Origin of the sequence: Dialister sp., from assembly GCF_047832375.1 — a bacterium.
Taxonomy (GTDB): Bacteria; Bacillota; Negativicutes; order Veillonellales; family Dialisteraceae; genus Dialister.
Genome location: NZ_CP181256.1, coordinates 343,396 through 360,586 on the forward strand (window position 1 = coordinate 343,396; position 17,191 = coordinate 360,586).

General features: G+C 49.7%; 12 protein-coding genes. 9 read left to right on the forward strand and 3 right to left on the reverse strand.

The window, feature by feature from the left end:
- Positions 1-17 precede the first annotated feature (17 nt).
- The 4 genes from lon to ACFWUL_RS01410 all read left to right on the forward strand — a co-directional run bounded on the left by lon (position 18) and on the right by ACFWUL_RS01410 (position 5,108).
- The gene (gene lon, locus ACFWUL_RS01395) at positions 18-2,351 is read left to right on the forward strand and encodes an endopeptidase La (RefSeq protein ID WP_416177579.1); all 2,334 of its coding nucleotides are present in this window, start codon (positions 18-20) and stop codon (positions 2,349-2,351) included.
- Positions 2,352-2,440: 89 nt separating this feature from the next.
- Positions 2,441-3,082 (forward strand): ribosome biogenesis GTP-binding protein YihA/YsxC, encoded by a 642-nt coding sequence (yihA, locus tag ACFWUL_RS01400; protein ID WP_416177580.1) that lies wholly within the window; start codon positions 2,441-2,443, stop codon positions 3,080-3,082.
- Between the two features lies 1 nt (position 3,083).
- Positions 3,084-3,569 carry a hypothetical protein gene (locus ACFWUL_RS01405; protein WP_416177581.1) on the forward strand — a complete coding sequence of 162 codons (486 nt, stop codon included), beginning with the start codon at positions 3,084-3,086 and terminating at the stop codon, positions 3,567-3,569.
- Between the two features lie 288 nt (positions 3,570-3,857).
- Complete coding sequence (locus ACFWUL_RS01410; RefSeq protein ID WP_416177582.1) at positions 3,858-5,108, forward strand: pyridoxal phosphate-dependent aminotransferase; 1,251 nt, start codon at positions 3,858-3,860, stop codon at positions 5,106-5,108.
- A gap of 203 nt (positions 5,109-5,311) precedes the next feature.
- On the opposite strand, the gene ACFWUL_RS01415 is transcribed toward ACFWUL_RS01410, so the two are convergent.
- Both ACFWUL_RS01415 and istA read right to left on the reverse strand, forming a co-directional pair.
- Positions 5,312-6,067, reverse strand: coding sequence for an ATP-binding protein (locus ACFWUL_RS01415; RefSeq protein WP_416177583.1), 756 nt, complete (start codon positions 6,065-6,067; stop codon positions 5,312-5,314).
- Positions 6,064-7,641 (reverse strand): IS21 family transposase, encoded by a 1,578-nt coding sequence (istA, locus tag ACFWUL_RS01420; RefSeq protein ID WP_416177584.1) that lies wholly within the window; start codon positions 7,639-7,641, stop codon positions 6,064-6,066. The genes ACFWUL_RS01415 and istA overlap by 4 nt, the downstream gene beginning before the upstream one ends.
- A 232-nt stretch (positions 7,642-7,873) precedes the next feature.
- Between istA and ACFWUL_RS01425 the strand changes: the two genes are divergently transcribed.
- Positions 7,874-9,169, forward strand: a complete 1,296-nt coding sequence (locus tag ACFWUL_RS01425) for a Na+/H+ antiporter NhaC family protein (protein ID WP_416177585.1) — start codon at positions 7,874-7,876, stop codon at positions 9,167-9,169.
- A gap of 64 nt (positions 9,170-9,233) precedes the next feature.
- Positions 9,234-10,763, forward strand: a complete 1,530-nt coding sequence (locus ACFWUL_RS01430; protein WP_416177586.1) for an alanine/glycine:cation symporter family protein — start codon at positions 9,234-9,236, stop codon at positions 10,761-10,763.
- Between the two features lie 94 nt (positions 10,764-10,857).
- Here the strand turns inward: ACFWUL_RS01430 and ACFWUL_RS01435 are convergent, their stop codons facing one another.
- The gene (locus tag ACFWUL_RS01435; protein WP_297020402.1) at positions 10,858-11,508 is read right to left on the reverse strand and encodes a DUF4405 domain-containing protein; all 651 of its coding nucleotides are present in this window, start codon (positions 11,506-11,508) and stop codon (positions 10,858-10,860) included.
- Positions 11,509-12,083: 575 nt separating this feature from the next.
- Between ACFWUL_RS01435 and ACFWUL_RS01440 the strand changes: the two genes are divergently transcribed.
- From ACFWUL_RS01440 to ACFWUL_RS01450, 3 genes are all read left to right on the forward strand, one after another.
- A complete protein-coding gene (locus ACFWUL_RS01440) occupies positions 12,084-13,148 on the forward strand; it encodes an O-antigen ligase family protein (protein WP_297041507.1) in 1,065 nt (354 codons plus the stop codon).
- 533 nt (positions 13,149-13,681) lie between these two features.
- A complete protein-coding gene (locus tag ACFWUL_RS01445; RefSeq protein ID WP_416177587.1) occupies positions 13,682-15,229 on the forward strand; it encodes a succinate CoA transferase in 1,548 nt (515 codons plus the stop codon).
- Between the two features lie 292 nt (positions 15,230-15,521).
- Positions 15,522-17,183, forward strand: coding sequence for an acyl-CoA mutase large subunit family protein (locus ACFWUL_RS01450; RefSeq protein WP_416177588.1), 1,662 nt, complete (start codon positions 15,522-15,524; stop codon positions 17,181-17,183).
- Positions 17,184-17,191 lie beyond the last annotated feature (8 nt).

Sequence of the window (17,191 nt, forward strand, 5' to 3'; positions counted from 1 at the left end):
TTATGGAGGAATCATATATGACTGAAATGGTAAAAGAAAACAGTGCCCTCACCCTGCCGCTGGTGGCGCTGAGGGATATAGTGATTTACCCTCGTATGACGGTAAATCTTGATATAGGACGGAAAGACTCCATTGCCGCCGTACGGTTCGCCGGCAAAGGAGATCGCTATATTGTGACGGCCATGCAGAAGAATGGAGCCATAGAGAATCCGGACCCCGATGATTTATATCGGGTAGGGACTGTGGTAAAGATTAACCAGATGCTGCAGCTCCCGGGCGGGCTCATCCGGATCCTTGCAGAAGGGGTATCCCGGGTAGATATTCTTTCTATTACAAATACGGACCATGGTTTTTCGGCAGAGGTAGATGACCTGAAAGAAACACCGGCTGCCGATGAGCTTAAAGCAGAGGCCTATCGGAGGACCATTCTTAAAAATTTCTTTGAATGGCTCCGGAATACAAAACAGGGGCTTCCCGATGACCAGATGGAACAGCTGAAGCTCATCACCGATCCCGGTGAGATGGCGGATTTTATTTCTGCCCAGCTTCTGATTACGCCGAAACGGCGGCAGGACCTGCTGGAAGAGACTGATATCATGACCCGCCTGCAGATGGTGCAGCGGCTTCTTGACCAGGAAATCCAGATTGGCCGGCTGGAAGCGGAAATCAATGGGGATGTCCGTGCCAAAATGGACAAGGAACAGCAGGACTACTACCTGCGCCAGAAAATCAAGAGTATCCACGATCGCCTGGGAGATACGGTGAGCCAGGAGAAAGAGGCCGATGGATACAGGAAAAAACTTCAGGAAACGAATATTCCGAAGGAATACAAAGATAAACTGGAAAAGGAAATCAATCACCTGGCCGCCATGCCGCCTATGATGGCAGAGACCGCGGTGGCCCGGAATTATCTGGACTGGATATTCAGCCTGCCTTGGAACAAAGAAAGCCAGGATAAGCTAGACCTGAAACAGGCCAAAAAGGTACTGGACCATGACCATTTCGGACTGGAAAAAATCAAGGAACGGATTCTGGAATATCTGGCAGTCCGTGTGCTGGCTCCTGATGCCAAGGCACCTATTATCTGTTTTGTCGGCCCTCCTGGCGTAGGCAAGACTTCCCTGGCCCAGTCCATTGCCAATGCCATGGGCCGGAAGTTTGCCAGGATTTCCCTGGGTGGCATCCATGATGAAGCGGAAATCCGGGGCCACCGCCGTACCTATATCGGCGCCATGCCGGGCCGCTTTATTGAAGCCATCGGACAGGCCGGGACAAAGAATCCCCTTATCCTGCTGGATGAAATCGATAAAGTGGGAGCTGATTTCCGAGGAGACCCTGCGTCTGCCCTGCTGGAAGCCCTGGATCCGGAACAGAATAAGGCATTCCATGATAACTACATTGATATCCCCTTTGACCTGTCAAAAGTCTTTTTCCTGGCTACCGCCAACACGGTGTCCACCATTCCACCGGCCCTGCTTGACCGTATGGAACTCATTGAACTGACGGGATACACGGAAGAGGAAAAACTGAAAATCGCCAAGCAGTACCTCATTCCCCGGCAGAGGGAAAGAAACGGTCTCAAGGCTGGTGATATCCGCTTTACGGACCTCATGATTCGCAAGATTATCGAGGGATACACCAGAGAAGCGGGAGTCAGGGAACTGGAGAGAACCATCGGTGCTCTGTGCCGGAAGGTTGGCAAAAAAATCGTCATGGATGACGAGTCCCTGCCTGCCCTTTCTGCAAAGACCCTGGAAAAATACCTGGGGCCGGTGAAATTCATGCCCATGGCGGAAGAGCATCCCGATGCGGTGGGCCGGGTGAATGGACTGGCCTGGACCATGGCTGGCGGTGAAGTGCTGGATACAGAAGCAGTCACTATTAAAGGCAAAGGCCATCTCATCCTGACAGGGCAGCTGGGAGATGTGATGAAGGAATCGGCGGAAACTGCCTATACCTGCATCCGCAGCCGGGCAAAGGAACTGGGGCTGAAAGAGGATTTCTATGAATCCCTGGATACCCATATCCATTTCCCGGAAGGGGCAGTTCCTAAGGATGGGCCCTCTGCCGGCGTCACCATGGCTACAGCCATGGCATCTGCCTATACCGGAAGGAAAGTGAGAGGCGATACAGCCATGACCGGGGAGATTACGCTCACCGGAGAGGTCCTTCCCATTGGCGGTGTCAAAGAGAAGGTACTTGCTGCCAACCGGCTGGGCATTAAACAGATTCTTCTGCCGGAAAAGAATAAGAGGGACCTGGAAGAGCTGCCGGAATCGGTGAAAAATAAACTTCATTTTGTATATGTAAAGAATGTAGACGACGTGCTGGCCCATGCATTGGTGAAGTAAGAAGCGGACCAGCGGCAGGAGTCTAAGTTGAGCTGCTGTATGTCCGGGAGGGGGCGGCGTCCTCTCCCGGAGTAAAAGGAGGTATCCCTGTGGCAGAAGTTAAAGAAATGGATGAATTTCATATATTTTCTTCCGCTTACTTCAGCGCTGCCGTGAATCGGAGCCAGTATGTAAAGGATGGGAAAAAGGAAATAGCCTTTATCGGCCGGTCCAACGTAGGAAAGTCTTCTCTCATCAATTCTCTCTGCGGAAGGCGGAAACTGGCCTTTGTGAGCCGGGAGCCGGGAAAGACGAGGACCATTAATTATTATGCTATTCAGTCAAGGCGGATAGAAGAAGCAAAGGAAGAACGGCAGGACTGGTATCTTGTGGACCTTCCAGGGTATGGGTTTGCAAAAACCAGCCAGCAGAATAAGGACAGCTGGTCCGACTTTATCGGTGACTACCTGGAAAACTCAAAGAGCCTGATGATGATCGGGCTGCTGATCGATATTCGCCATCCGGGCCTGCCTATAGATATGAAGGCCTATGAGTGGCTTCGCCGCATTGCTCCCTGCCTCCAGATTATCGGGACGAAGGGGGATAAATTGAAGCGGAATGAACTGGTAAAGAATAAGAAGCTTCTGGATAAGTATTTCCCCGGCGATGGTCCGGCTATTGCCTATTCCTCTTTAAATGGAGACGGTCGGAATGAGCTGCTCCGGGTCATTGAAGGAAAGATTTGTGACTGATATGAAAAAAACAGCATTTCTTGCAGCCCTCTTTGCAGCGGCATCGATTACCGGCTTTGCCTATAACGTGTATGCGCCGAATTCTTTTGACCCGGTGAGTCCGAAGTCCTGGGATTACCGGACTGTGTATACCCTGACGGAAGAAGGAAAAGCTCCTTCTTATACGAAAGATTTTTTCAGCCGCGGTGGTATTACCCGGTATGAACTGGCCAGCGTGATCAAAAATATGCTGGAACACCATGATGAGAAAGACAGGGACCATGAAGCACTGATGAAATTGAAAAAGGACTATGCCCGGGAATTGGAATCCCTGGGATACAAAGAGGCTAAAGATCTTTCCCCCAGAAAAGGCATAGATTTTTCCGGCGATGGCCGCATCCGCTACAGCGATGGCAGCAGCGTGGATGGTCGGGTCCGGGTCAATACGACGTGGCATATAGATGATGGTACATCCATACAGGCCCGGGGGACAAAGAATGTAAAATGATAGTACAAAGCCCTGGTGAAATGGCAACTCCATTTCATCAGGGCTTTTTGTATGCATACGAGAATCAGCAGATTTTCCGGAATATATCGGCGGGCGGAGAGAAGAGATGAGATGGCTTGGTCATTCTTCCTGCTTCCCTTTTTATTTCTCATGGATTATAATAAAAACGTCAATTTCATGGAAAAATGGGCAACGGGGCCTGCAGCACAGCTTTGCTGCGGGCTTTTTGTGTATTTTCCGGTCAAAAGAGCCAAGAGGCTTCTTTAATTCATGAAGGGGGATTTATTTATGTTCAGTCTGGCAGCACCCCATGCAAAGGGTAAAAGTGCAGAAGATAATATTTTCGCAGCCAATAACAGGGCTATTGCACTGGCAGAGAAAATCGGCAATGACCAGGTAATCAACGGTACCGTAGGTTCCATTCTGGATGAAGATGGAAATCTGGTGGTACTGGATGTCGTCAAAAATGCATTCAAGGAACTGACACCAAAGGAAATCTGTGCCTATGCGCCTATCCAGGGATACCGAAAATTCCTGGACGACTGCATCGACCAGTGCTTTGGTGAATCCCGTCCGGAAGGATATATTGATGCCTGCTCCACTCCCGGCGGTACCGGCGTACTTCATCATGTTATCCACAACTATTCGGAAGTGGGAGACGAAGTACTGATTACGGATTGGCACTGGGGCGCTTATGACAGCCTCATTGATGATAACAACCGGAAAGTCAGAAGCTTTTCCTTCCTGACAGAGGATGGACATTTCAATACATCCGCTTTCCGGGATGCGGTAACGGATATCCTTTCCAGACAGGATAATATCGTCATCATTCTGAATGGTATTGCCAATAACCCTACGGGCTACTGCATGTCTGTGGATGAATGGCAAGCCGCTGTGGATGTGCTGAAAGAGGCCACCAAAGGTGGTGATAAGAATGCGATCCTTGTTCCCGATGTAGCTTATCTTGACTACAGCGGTGAAAAGCAGGAGTGCCGCAAGTTCTTCAAAGTCTTTGGCGGACTTCCGAAAAACATTCTTGTGGTTTGTGCCTATACCCTGTCCAAGGGATTTACCATGTATGGCCAGCGCATGGGTGCCATGATCGGCATTACTTCCGATAAGGATGTTATTAAGGAATTTGTGGATATCAACCAGTATAGCAGCCGGGCTACCTGGTCCAACTGCAACAGTGCGGCCCAGAATGCAATGATCCGCATCTGTGAAGATCCGGAAAAAATCAAGGAACTGGATGCGGACCGCGCCCGGTACTTCCGGCTGATTCAGGAAAGGGCCGCCATCTTCATGAAGGAAGCAAAGGAAGAGGGAGTGAAGTTTGTTCCCTATATTTCCGGTTTCTTCATTACCATTCCGGTCACAAACTCCCAGGCGGTCTGTGATGACCTGGAAAAACAGCACGTATTCCTGGTTCCCTTGAAGAAGGGCATCCGCCTGGCAGTCTGCTCCGTATCCAAGGCAAAAATGGAAGGCCTTGCCCATAAACTGGCCCTCGCCATCAAAGCAGCCGGAGCCAAACAGTAAAAATCCGGTTCTGGCAGGATGAAATTACGGGTCTATGATCGGCAGTATTCCCGGCAAAGAACCTCAGGGAGGAAGGCGGTATTGAATATTCCGCAACAGGTGTACCGCCTATCCGAAAAAGCGGTACCGCCTTTCCGCGGAAAGTGTACCGCTTATCCGCCAAGGTGTACCGCTTATTCTTTAGGTTATGATGTTAAAATAATTTAGTCATTTTTCGCATCGGTGCTATTCAAATATTCTCTCATATTCATTGATCCGCAATTGATGTGGTAGGCATTGTGAATGATTCTGTCCATAATCGCATCGGCCAGAACCCCATCACCGAGGCGCGGATACCATTCTGAGCTTTTGTACTGGGAACAGAAAATAGTAGAATGGGCATCGTACCTGTTTTCCAAGATTTCAAGAAGATACTGCTGCTCCACTTCCGTCGGCATCTCGAGAAGCCATTCGTCGATGATGAGGAGATCGTAGCCGGAGAACTTCTTTACAATGCTGGCCACGCTCCGTCCGACTTCGGTTCCATAATTGAACTGTTCCATAAGCTCCGGCATGCGGAAATACTTGACCCTGTACAGATGGCGGCAGGCCTCTTTCCCTAAAGCACAGGCGAGGTGGGTCTTTCCTACTCCGGTAAATCCGTTGATGATCAGATTCTTATGGCGTTCAATGTAACCGCAGCTGGCATAGCCCAGGATTTCTTCGCGGCTGAAACCTCTGCCCTGCATGATAAGGGTGTGAACATCGGCATCAGGATAGCGAAACTTAGCAATATGCGTCAGCCTCCGGATGCGATCATCCAATTTTACTGAATAGCATTCATCGATGGCCAGTGTCAGCCTCGAATCGAAGTCCAAAGGGGCATAAGATTCCAGATCACTCTGCTGGTTCTGCAGGGCTTCTACCAGAGGTTCCATTTTCATGTTGCGGAGTTTCCGCTGTGTTTCTTCATTGATCATTTTGTCTTTCCTCCATAATAGTCTGCGCCGCGGATGTAAGCGCCTTTTTCGGAAATACTGTGTTTTCCGGTATTTTCATAACGGGCGGAATGTACGCTGTCCAGGATTTTGTCTTGATTGTTCCCTAATACAGCTTTAAGATAGTTGTAGCGGGGCGATGTTGTGTGGGCTAAAGCATACTGGCAGGCATTCTCGAAGCGGTCCTTCGGATATTTCTGACTGAGATGCAGAACGGCCAATGCAGCATTATAGCCCTGCTCTTTTATGGTTACACTGTCAAAAATCCTCCTGATGACTTCCGACGTACAAGGTCCGATCTTCTCTGCCCAGGCACAGATGCGGTCCTTGTCCATTTCCGGCTGGTTGAATGTATCCGGCATATCTCCCGGGCGTGTGGAATAGTGGTTGGTCATGTAGTCAGGAAATCTGATATGGGAGGCAATACGCCGGTTTCCGCAGTAGATTTCCACAAGTTTGTCGGTGTAACGGATATCCACGGACTGCCCGCGGTATACGTAGGGAACGGAGTACCAGTTTTTCTTAAAGGAAACGTGGAAATTGGGATATACTTTCCTTCCCAGAATAACCGAGGCGATTTCATAAGGAGCTCGTGGAAGAGCCCGGAGATATTTCTTCTCGTCCAGCCATACTTCATAGCGGCTTCCCTGCCTTTTCTGGAAGGGCTGCCGGTTGTACTTATCTGTAGCAGTCACTACATCCTTCTGCAGCTCGCCAAGAGTAAAGTAAACCTTATTGCGAAGACGGGCGATGATAGCGGTGGCAATATTTCCAACCGTATTCTCCACGGATGCTTTCTGCTTGGGCTTCCGCACACCGGCAGGCATAATAGCAGTTGAATAATGAAGCCCAAGTGCCTCATAGGCATCGGTGAGAACCACTTCACCCTCTTTGGGATGCTTCACAACGCCGGTTTTGAGATTGTCACAGACTGTCCGCACAGGAACGCCGCCAAATGCCTCGTACATGTGAACATGGCACCGGAGCCATGTATCCATCTTCATATCCAGCGTGGCCTCCACGTAGGCATACCTGCTGTATGTGAGGCAGGAAACAAAGAGATGCACGGAAATGGTCGCGCCGGTATCACGGTCGATGATCTGCATGGTCGGCCCGCTCCAATCGACCTCGCACTGGGCTCCGGGCTTATGCTCCAGATGATTGGTCAGGTCATGGGTTGTGCAGTACCGGCCGTAATCCTCACAGAACTTGGTATGCCCTACAGCAATGTTTCCATTCTGGTGACACCTGTCACGATACTCCGTCCAGAGCAATGAAAGAGTCACACTCGGCTTCTTGAGCTCTTTATGGATGGATTCGTAATCCGGCAGCTCGTACATGTCTGAACCTTCCGGTCGGTCAGGGAAGAAGAGCTTTTGTAGTGCTGCATCATCCAGCTTGCGGATGCCCGCATAAGTGATGCCCTTCTTCCGCGCTGTTCGCAGTACGGTAGTAATCGTACTCCTCGACATGTGACGGGAGCGGGAAATCTCATCTTGAGACATTCCGCGGTCATGGAGCTCCAGGATGAGCCGGATCCTGGCAAAATTAGCCATATTAAAAGGCCTCCTTTCATAGAACAAAGGGAAATACTACGTCCCTGTTTTCATTCTATGGCAGGAAGCCATATATTAATATATTTATTAAAAGAATTTAGGAGTATTTCAGCTGGCATGTACACCAATAGTTCAAGAAGTTACCTAAAAATGGCAAGCGGTACACCTCGGCGGACAAACGGTACACCTTGGCGGACAGGCGGTACACCTACTGCGGAATACTCACGGTATCTTGGAAATCCTTGTTTTGGGCCTGTTCTGCCTTCTTCTCCTGGGGACTGTTTTTTTCAAAGGCTCCCTGGTCTTGGCTCTTTTTGGGGGACTGCTTCTTTTCTGGGGCTATGGACTCTGCCGGAGAATGGCGCCGATTTCTCTACTTCGGATGACAATCCATGGAATCATGGCAGCCAGAAATATTCTCATGACCTTTATGTTTATCGGGGTACTTACCGCATTCTGGAGAGCCAGTGGAACCATACCTGCCATCGTAGGGCAGGCAGCGGAATGGATTTCACCATCTTTGGTGGTGGCGCTGACTTTCGTGATGAATGGCGCCGTTTCTTTCCTTCTCGGCAGTTCCTTTGCCACCGCCGCCACCATGGGAGTCATTTCCATGACCATGGCCCAGGGACTTGGGGCTTCACCCATCCTGACAGGCGGGGCCATGCTGGGCGGCATTTATTTTGGCGATCGATGTTCGCCGGTGTCCACCAGTGCCCTTCTGGTGAGTGAACTGACAAAGACCGATATCTATCATAATATCCGTCATATGTTTCGAAGTGCCCTGGTGCCGGTGGCAGGTTCTATCCTTTTTTATCTCTGTCTGGGAAGGGGCGAAACGGCTGTAGGTGGGCAGAGGGAAATCGTCGATTTCTCCTCCTACTTCTATTTGGGATTTCCGGTGCTTCTTCCTGCTGTGGCCATTCTGGCCCTTGGATTTTTCCATGTGGCTGTGAAAAAGACCATGGCCATCAGTATTCTTTTGGCCGGAATCTGTGCAGTCTGTTTCCAGCACGTACCATTGTCATCTCTTTTCCATATGGCCCTGTTTGGATATCATCCGGCTCATGGAGAATTGGACTCCGTTCTTGGGGGCGGTGGACTGGTATCCATGGTAAAAGTGGCTGCCATTGTCTGCCTTTCTTCTTCCTTTGCCGGCATTTTCCAGGGAACCGGCATGCTGGACCGGATCCGGGACAAAATAATGGATTTATCGGAGAGGACGGGACCCTTTGGGGCTTTGGTTCTGGTATCAGCCGCTGCTGCCGTTACAGCCTGCAACCAGACTCTGGCTATCATGGTGACCTGGGAACTGGGAAAAACGCTTATGGAGGACAGGGAAGAAATAGCACTGGCCATGGAGGACTCTGTAGTGGTCATGGCAGCCCTGGTTCCCTGGTCCATTGCCTGCGCTATGCCATTGGAATCTGTGGGAGTACCGGCTGCTGCCATTCCGGCGGCCATATACCTGTGGCTTCTTCCTTTGTGGCACTGGGGAATGGAAGCTTCAGGGCACAGATGGATCTGAAACCTGAAAGCCATTATTCATATTCACTGTGTAAAATTTGTTGTAACAGAAAGGAAAAAGAGCTATGGAAAACTTATTCGCCGCACTGAATGCGGTCTTGAGTTTCGTCACTCCGGTTTCTGACTTCTTCTGGGACTTTCCCAAAATGTTCAGCTTCTGGAAGAATATCCCCGTACTGGGCTCTTTCTCACTGGCCATTATCGTACTGGTGGGTTCCGGTATCTATTTCACTTTCCGCCTTGGCTTTGTCCAGGTACGGCTTTTCAAGGCGGGAGTCCATACGCTGGCTGCGAAAAGAAGCATTAAGACCGGGATATCTCCATTGGCAGCCTTTCTCCTCAGTACGGCCATGCGGGTGGGTCCGGGTAATATGATCGGCGTCACCGGCGCCATTGCTGCCGGCGGTCCGGGGGCTCTTTTCTGGATGTGGATATCCGCCTTTTTCGGTATGGCTACGGCATTCACGGAAGGGACGCTGGCCCAGCTCTTTAAGGAAAAGCGGGGGAATACCTTTGTCGGTGGCCTTCCGTTCTATGCAAGAAAGTTATGCGGCAACAAGGTATGGGTTGGTACCATTCTGTCCCTGGTTTATATTATCTATGCCCTTATGTGCCTGCCTGCCCAGGGATTCAATGTAGTTACCTCTATTGGTGCCATTGCGGGACTGGCGGAAAATGTAAAAATCCCGCTGCAGTCTACATTTACCTATGTGGTATCGGTACTGGTCATTGTGCTTGTGGCATTCATGGCATTCGGCGGTATCCGCCGGGGCTCCCACTGGGCTGATATCCTGGTGCCGGTGATGGCGGTTATTTATGTTGTGACCGCTCTCCTCCTTATTATCTCTAATCTGGGGAGCGTTCCCTGGTTCTTCAAAGCTGTCTTCGAGGGGGCTTTCAAACCGGAAGCTATTTTTGGAGGATTCTTCGGTACCGCCCTTCTCCAGGGGGTCAAACGGGGACTTATGTCCAATGAGGCTGGCCAGGGCACCATTACCATGGCCGCCGCTTCTGCAGAAGCCCATCATCCCTGTGAACAGGGAATCATTTCTGCCCTGGGGGTCTTCCTTGATACCCACGTTATCTGCACCATGACCGGCTTTATCATCGTCATGGCCCACGAATGGGCAGTGGATCCGGCGGCATGGAAGGCAGCCGGCACTTATGCGAAATTCCTGACATCGGTGAATGGCCTGTCTCCGGAAATGATGCAGGTGCTCATCCAGATTATGGTTTCTGTCTGCTTCTGCCTTTTTGCCTATACCTGCGTCATCGGCTTTGTTTCCTTCTCGGAAATTTCAGCCAACCGCATTTCCTCTTCCAGGGGATTTATTAACTTCATCCGCTGCCTCTGCATATTTGTGGCAGCATTCGGTATCGCCTGCAACATTGCGGGCTATGATCTGTCTAACCTTTGGGCATTCTCAGACCTGGGTAATATCATCATGGTGTACTGCAACGTGCCTATGCTGTACCTGGGGCTGAAATATGTGAAGAAAGCGGCAGCCCAATACAGCAAAGATACGGAAGCATCCTTTGACTCTGAAAAGGTGCTGGGTATCCGGACTGACTATTGGGACGGAAAAGAGAAATAGACCTCTTTTCTATCCATGAAAAAACTGTGAGGAATGAAAAATTCTTCACAGTTTTTTTATAGTAAATATGAGTGGTGTCAGAATACAGATAGCCCTATCTTCTTTTCCGTACCAGTTTTTGGACGTAGTAGGCCATAGCCGCATAGAGAGAAATGATGAGCAGGTGACCGAACGTGAAAGTCCACAGGGTGACAGGAATACTCCGGGCATTGGGGATAGACTTCAGGAGGATCCGGCTTCCTACACTGTAGTAGAAGGAAAAATAAATGCCTCCGACAGCAAGCAGGACGAGAAGCAATTTATAGAGAAGGGGCAGGAAGGAAATTTTTGAGAATCCCATGGCCCGTTCCATTCGGGGAAGGATAGCGCTCCAGTGAAGGCCGAGATGGAAACCGATAGCCGGGACCATGAGATAGCCTGCTACATGGTGAATCTGGTGTACCAGGCGGGGAGCAGAGCCGAAAATGTGTGGCAGGGTATGGGAAATCAGTATTCCCGTTACAATGACCGCTGCGAAGGAACCGAGGAGCAGGATATCTGCCAGAAAAGTCAATTTTCGATCCCTGTTCCAACGTCCCCGGGGCAGGGACCGGTACCATTGCCTGTTAAACCAGGTATGGAGAAGGAAGAGGATAAAGAATACAAGGGCAAATCCCTCGTGGCCCACATTTCTTACATACCGGTAGTCCAAAAGGACTAGAAATGACAGAAGCATGCCCACATCCACGACGATCCGTTTATTCATGATAAGCCTCCTTCAGATTCACAGTTTTCTATATTTTACCATATTGGGAGAGAAAACAGATTGGAATATTTCAGTATTGCGAGCTGTTGGGTTTGGCCGTTAGTATGCTTGCGTGTAGAGTCACTCACACGGGGCTGCTGGCTTCTAGCGGCTAGCTGTTAGGAAGGCTGATCCGCCTGCGGCGCCTTTCTTTCCGCTATTTCCGCCAGTCATTCGTGCCGTAGGCTGGCCAGCTTTCCTAGAAGCCAGAAGCTAGCAGCTAGAAGCTCCGTGCGAATGACGCTCCTCATCAGCGCACGATACAACAGCTCGACAAACCGCAATTTGTGTTCTTCCCATTGCTCCCGGTCATGGGGTCCTTTATAATAAGAAAGATGATTCCTGTGATTCCATGCCGGAGGGTGAAAATGGGGAAAAGCTTCACTGGGCGGATTTGTTCCCGAAAGCATATTTTATATCTCATATATGGTACCTTATTTCTGCTGCCTCTTCATCCTTTCTTTTTCTATGTGACCCTGGTGCCGGCTGTTATCTGCTGGCTGGTCAATTACAAGAAGGAAGGGGAGGTTTCTTTTGTGCTGCCTTCCTTATGGCAGCCGGGGGCCCTGTTTCTTCTGTGCGCATTCCTGTCGGGATTTGTGTCGAAAAACATCGGTTTTTCCCTGATGAACTGGCTGTTCCAGCCTTTCATGTATGCTTTTCTTTATCTTCTGGTATATACCACCATTTCTTCGGAAAGGGAGAAGGAAAAGGCACTCTATGCCTTTCTGGCGGGGGCAGTGGTAACAGCAGCCTATGGATTCTTCCAGTATGCCAATGCGGCAGGTATGGCGGCGGATATGGAAGCCCAGAGCTGGGTGGATCCGGAAAGGTTTCCCCTCCTTCGGCGCCGCATGTATTCCACACTGGAAAATCCGAATCTCTTTGGTGCCTATCTTCTGATGATTATCAGTATCCTTACTGCCTTTTTCCTGCGGGAAAAGGAAAAGCGGCGTAAGACAGCTTTTGCGGTGATTCTCCTTGTGCTCCTTTTATGCCTTGCCCTGACCTATTCCCGGGGAGCCTGGGTGAGCCTGGCAGCCATTGTGCTGGGGCTGACCCTTTTCTATGATAAGCGGTTTGGCCTGCTCTTTCTTCTGGTGCCCCTCATACTGGCTGTATACCATGGCCAGATTGCAGAGCGTTTCCTTTCCCTGTTTTCCGGGGAAGATACGTCGGTGGACCTCCGTTTTGCCCTGTGGGAAAGCACGATGGCCATGATTGAGGAACATCCGCTTCTGGGAATCGGTTGGGGGACCTATTTCCTTGCCTATCCGGATTATAATTTTTTCATCCAGGACGAGGGAGTGCTCATATTCCATGCCCACAACATGTACCTGAATATGCTGGCGGAAGTGGGGATACCCGGAGGCCTGGCATTTCTGGCTGCCTTCTTCGCCCAGGCGGTGCTGTCATGGGGGATTTACAAGCATGGCCAGGACAGTTTCGACCGGTCCATGGGCCTTGGCGGGGTTCTCATGGTCATGGCCCTGGCGGTGATAGGAATGGGAGATCATGTGCTCTTCAGCCGGTCCGTTTCTTTCTGCTTCTGGAGTCTGTCTGCTCTCTGTGTATCCTGTGGAAAAGGAAGTAGACGGTGAGAAGTTATTTCCGGTTTATCGGTAAATTGGAAGCCCGGTTCGGGAATCATACAGGAAATGGGGTAATTATTTACCTGATTCATAAATTTCTATATAACTGTGATTGGAGTGTATAAAGTAGGGAAAGCGCGTAAAGAAATGATACATGAATAGGTAGATTTGTAAATAAAGGGTTATAGGTCACGGAAATCATAATTTGTCTAATAGGAATTATTTATAACCACTACTAAGGATTTTAAGCAACAAACCGCCCATTTGAGGGGTTCCATCAGTTCAAAGTGTGCTATAATATAACTGATGATTGAATGAACCAAAATGCAGTCAGCAAATCTATTGATTGGAGGGTTTGGTCTAATGATTATAGTATTACACAAAGCGGCTATACATAATCTTAAGCTAAATTCATTCCATATATAGTTTGCGGCTGCTTTTTTTGAGGGTAAAAAGTTCTGCGGCCATGCGGAGGAGAGCAATCGGATTTCGACGCTGCGGACTTTTATATAATTATTTTTATTTTTGGGAGGATGATAGTAATGATCGACACCAATGATAGTGAATTCCTTAGCAGAATTGAAGACAAAGGTCTTCTCTCCAAGGTATGCGATGCAAAAACCGCTGCTGCCATGTTCAAGGGCGGCGACATCATTGGTATTTCCGGATTTACGCCCTGCGGCTATCCGAAAATTACAATGCATGAACTCGCAGAACGTATGAAACAGACCCCATTCCAGGTTGATATCTGGACCGGCGCTTCCACCGGTTCCCAGATTGATACGGAACTGGTAGCAGTCAACGGCGTTAGAAACCGTATGCCTTACCAGACCAATGCCAACCTGAGAAAAGCCATCAACGCAGGCAAAGTTAACTACTACGATCTGCATCTGTCCCACGTTGCCCAGCAGGTTCGCGCCGGATTCTTCACCAACGTTAAGGGTGAACATGTAACCGGCCCGGATTACGCTGTTGTTGAAGTCTGCAAGATCGGACCGAACGGCGAACTCTATCCGACAACCGCTATCGGTAACTCCCCGGTATACGTAGATACCGCAAAGAAAGTCATCGTTGAAGTCAACACCACCCAGCCTCTGGACCTGGTAGGCATGGCTGATATTTACATGCGTAAGAATCCGCCATTCTGTGAACCGATTCCGATTCTCCATGCAGGCGACCGTATCGGCACACCGTACATCCCCTGCGATCCGTCCAAGATCGTTGCTATCGTTCCCTGCGATATGCCTGATGTAACCCGTACACTGGCTCCCCTCGATGACGATGCAGAAGCTATGGGCAACAACCTGGTAGACTTCCTGAAGAACGAAGTCAAACACGGCAGACTGCCGGAAAACCTGCTGCCGTTGCAGTCCGGCGTAGGCAACGTAGCAAACGCCGTTATCCATGGCCTCGTTGAATCTGATTTCCGGAACCTCTCTGTATACACCGAAGTTATTCAGGATGGCATGTTCGATCTGATTGATAAAGATAAGATCGATATGATTTCCGGTACTTCCCTGTCCCCATCCCCGGATGGACTGAAACGGTTCTATGCAAACATCCAGAAATACAACAAGAAGATCGTTCTTCGTCCGCAGGAAATTTCCAACAACGGTGAAGTCGTTCGCCGTATCGGCGTTATCGGCATGAACACCGCTCTGGAAATGGATATTTACGGTCATGTAAACTCCACCCATATCACCGGCACCAAGCTGATGAATGGTATCGGCGGATCCGGCGACTTCGCACGTAACGCATTCCTGTCCTGCTTCTTCTGCCACAGCACCACAAAGGGCGGCAAGATTTCTGCCGTCGTTCCGATGTGCTCCCATGTTGACCACACCGAACATGATACCCACGTATTCATTTCCGAACAGGGTGTTGCAGATGTTCGTGGCCTGACCCCGAAGGAAAGAGCAAAGGTTATCATCAACAACGTTGCTCATCCGTCCTACAGAGACCAGCTCATGGATTACTACGAAAGAGCATGCGCTGCCTGCGGCAACAGCCAGACCCCGCATCTCCTCAAAGAAGCTTTCAAATTCCATGAAAGCCTGGCTGAAACCGGAGATATGCATTTCAAGAAATAATTTAATATTTCAAGAACTGCGTTAATGCTTTACAAATAATACAAATAATGTATAATAACCTATGGTGACAGCTGCCAATGGCAGAGTCATATACATGGGTCTCGCAAGAGTCCGAAAGCTGCTGCAAGAAGATTCAAACGATCGCTGCAGCAGCGAAAGGCTTTGCGGAACCCTGACGGAAAACGAATTCCTGAAATGCATCGAGAAGAGCACAAAGCCGCCGCTGCAGAATACGAAGGAATGCGGGTTCCAGATAGTTACATACTTACTTTTTTAGGAGGAAGATGAACTCATGTCTAACGAATCCCTGAAAGCAAAACTTGACGCTTACAACAAAGAATACGATGCTCAGTGCGCTAAACATCCGGAAAGAGTTGGTCTGAAACACAAGAATCTGTACACACCACTCGATCTCGAAGGTTTCGATTATGAAAAAGACCTCGGCTTCCCGGGCGAATATCCTTACACCCGTGGTGTACAGCCCACCATGTATCGTGGCCGTCTGTGGACCATGCGTATGTACGCTGGCTTCTCCACAGCAGAAGAATCCAACAAGCGTTATAAATACCTGATTGCTAACGGCGGCACCGGTCTGTCCGTAGCATTCGACCTGCCAACCCAGATCGGCTACGACTCCGATGATAAGATGTCCGCTGGCGAAGTTGGTAAAGTAGGCGTTGCTATCGACTCCCTTTACGATATGGAAAGACTGTTCGACGGCATCGATCTTGGTAAAGTTTCCACTTCCATGACCATCAATGCTCCTGCTTCCATCCTGCTGGCTATGTACATTGCAGTAGCTGAAAAACAGGGTGTACCGATGAGCGCACTCCGCGGCACCATTCAGAACGATATTCTGAAGGAATACTCCGCACGTGGCACCTACATTTTCCCGGTTAAACCGTCCATGCGTCTGATTACCGATATCTTCGAATTCTGCCATCAGAACGTACCGAAGTGGAACACCATTTCCATTTCCGGTTATCATATCCGTGAAGCTGGTTCCACTGCTGTTCAGGAAGTTGCATTCACCATTGCCGATGGTATTGCATACATCGAAGCAGCACTGAAAGCTGGCATGAAGATCGATGATTTCGCTCCAAGACTTTCCTTCTTCTGGAACGCTCACAACAACGTACTCGAAGAAGTTGCTAAATTCCGTGCTTCCCGTCGTATCTGGGCTAGAATCCTGAAAGAAAGATTCCATGCTGAAAACCCGAAGTCCATGAAACTCCGTTTCCACACCCAGACCGCAGGCTCCATGCTGACCGCTCAGCAGCCGAACAACAACATCATCCGTGTTGCTCTCCAGACCGCAGCAGCAGTTATGGGCGGCACCCAGTCCCTGCACACCAACTCCCGCGATGAAGCTCTGGCTCTTCCGACCACTGAATCCGTAACCATCGCTCTCCGTACCCAGCAGATCGTAGCTTACGAATCCGGCCTGGCTGATGTAGTTGACCCGCTCGGCGGCTCCTACTATGTTGAAGCACTGACCAACCAGATCGAAGAAGAAGTTATGAACTACATCAAGAAGATTGATGAAATGGGCGGCGCTGTTGAAGCTATTGATAAAGGCTACATCCAGAAAGAAATTCAGGATTCCGCTTATGCTTGGCAGATGGCTGTTGAATCCGGCGAAAAGACCATTGTTGGCGTTAACAAGTTCACAATGGAAGAACCACCGGTTACCGGCCTGCTGAAGATTGATGCTTCCGTCGGCGAAAAGAAGAAAGCACAGCTCGCTAAGGATAAGGCAAACCGTGACCAGGCTAAAGTTGCTGAAGAACTGGCTAAACTTGAAAAAGCAGCTCAGACTCCGGCTGAAGGTCCAGATCATGTTAACCTTATGCCAGTCATCCTCGACTGCGTACGTGCTTACTGCACCGAAGGTGAAATCTGCGGCGTTCTCCGTAAAGTATTCGGCGAATACAAACCGCACAACACCCTTTAATTGTAGGG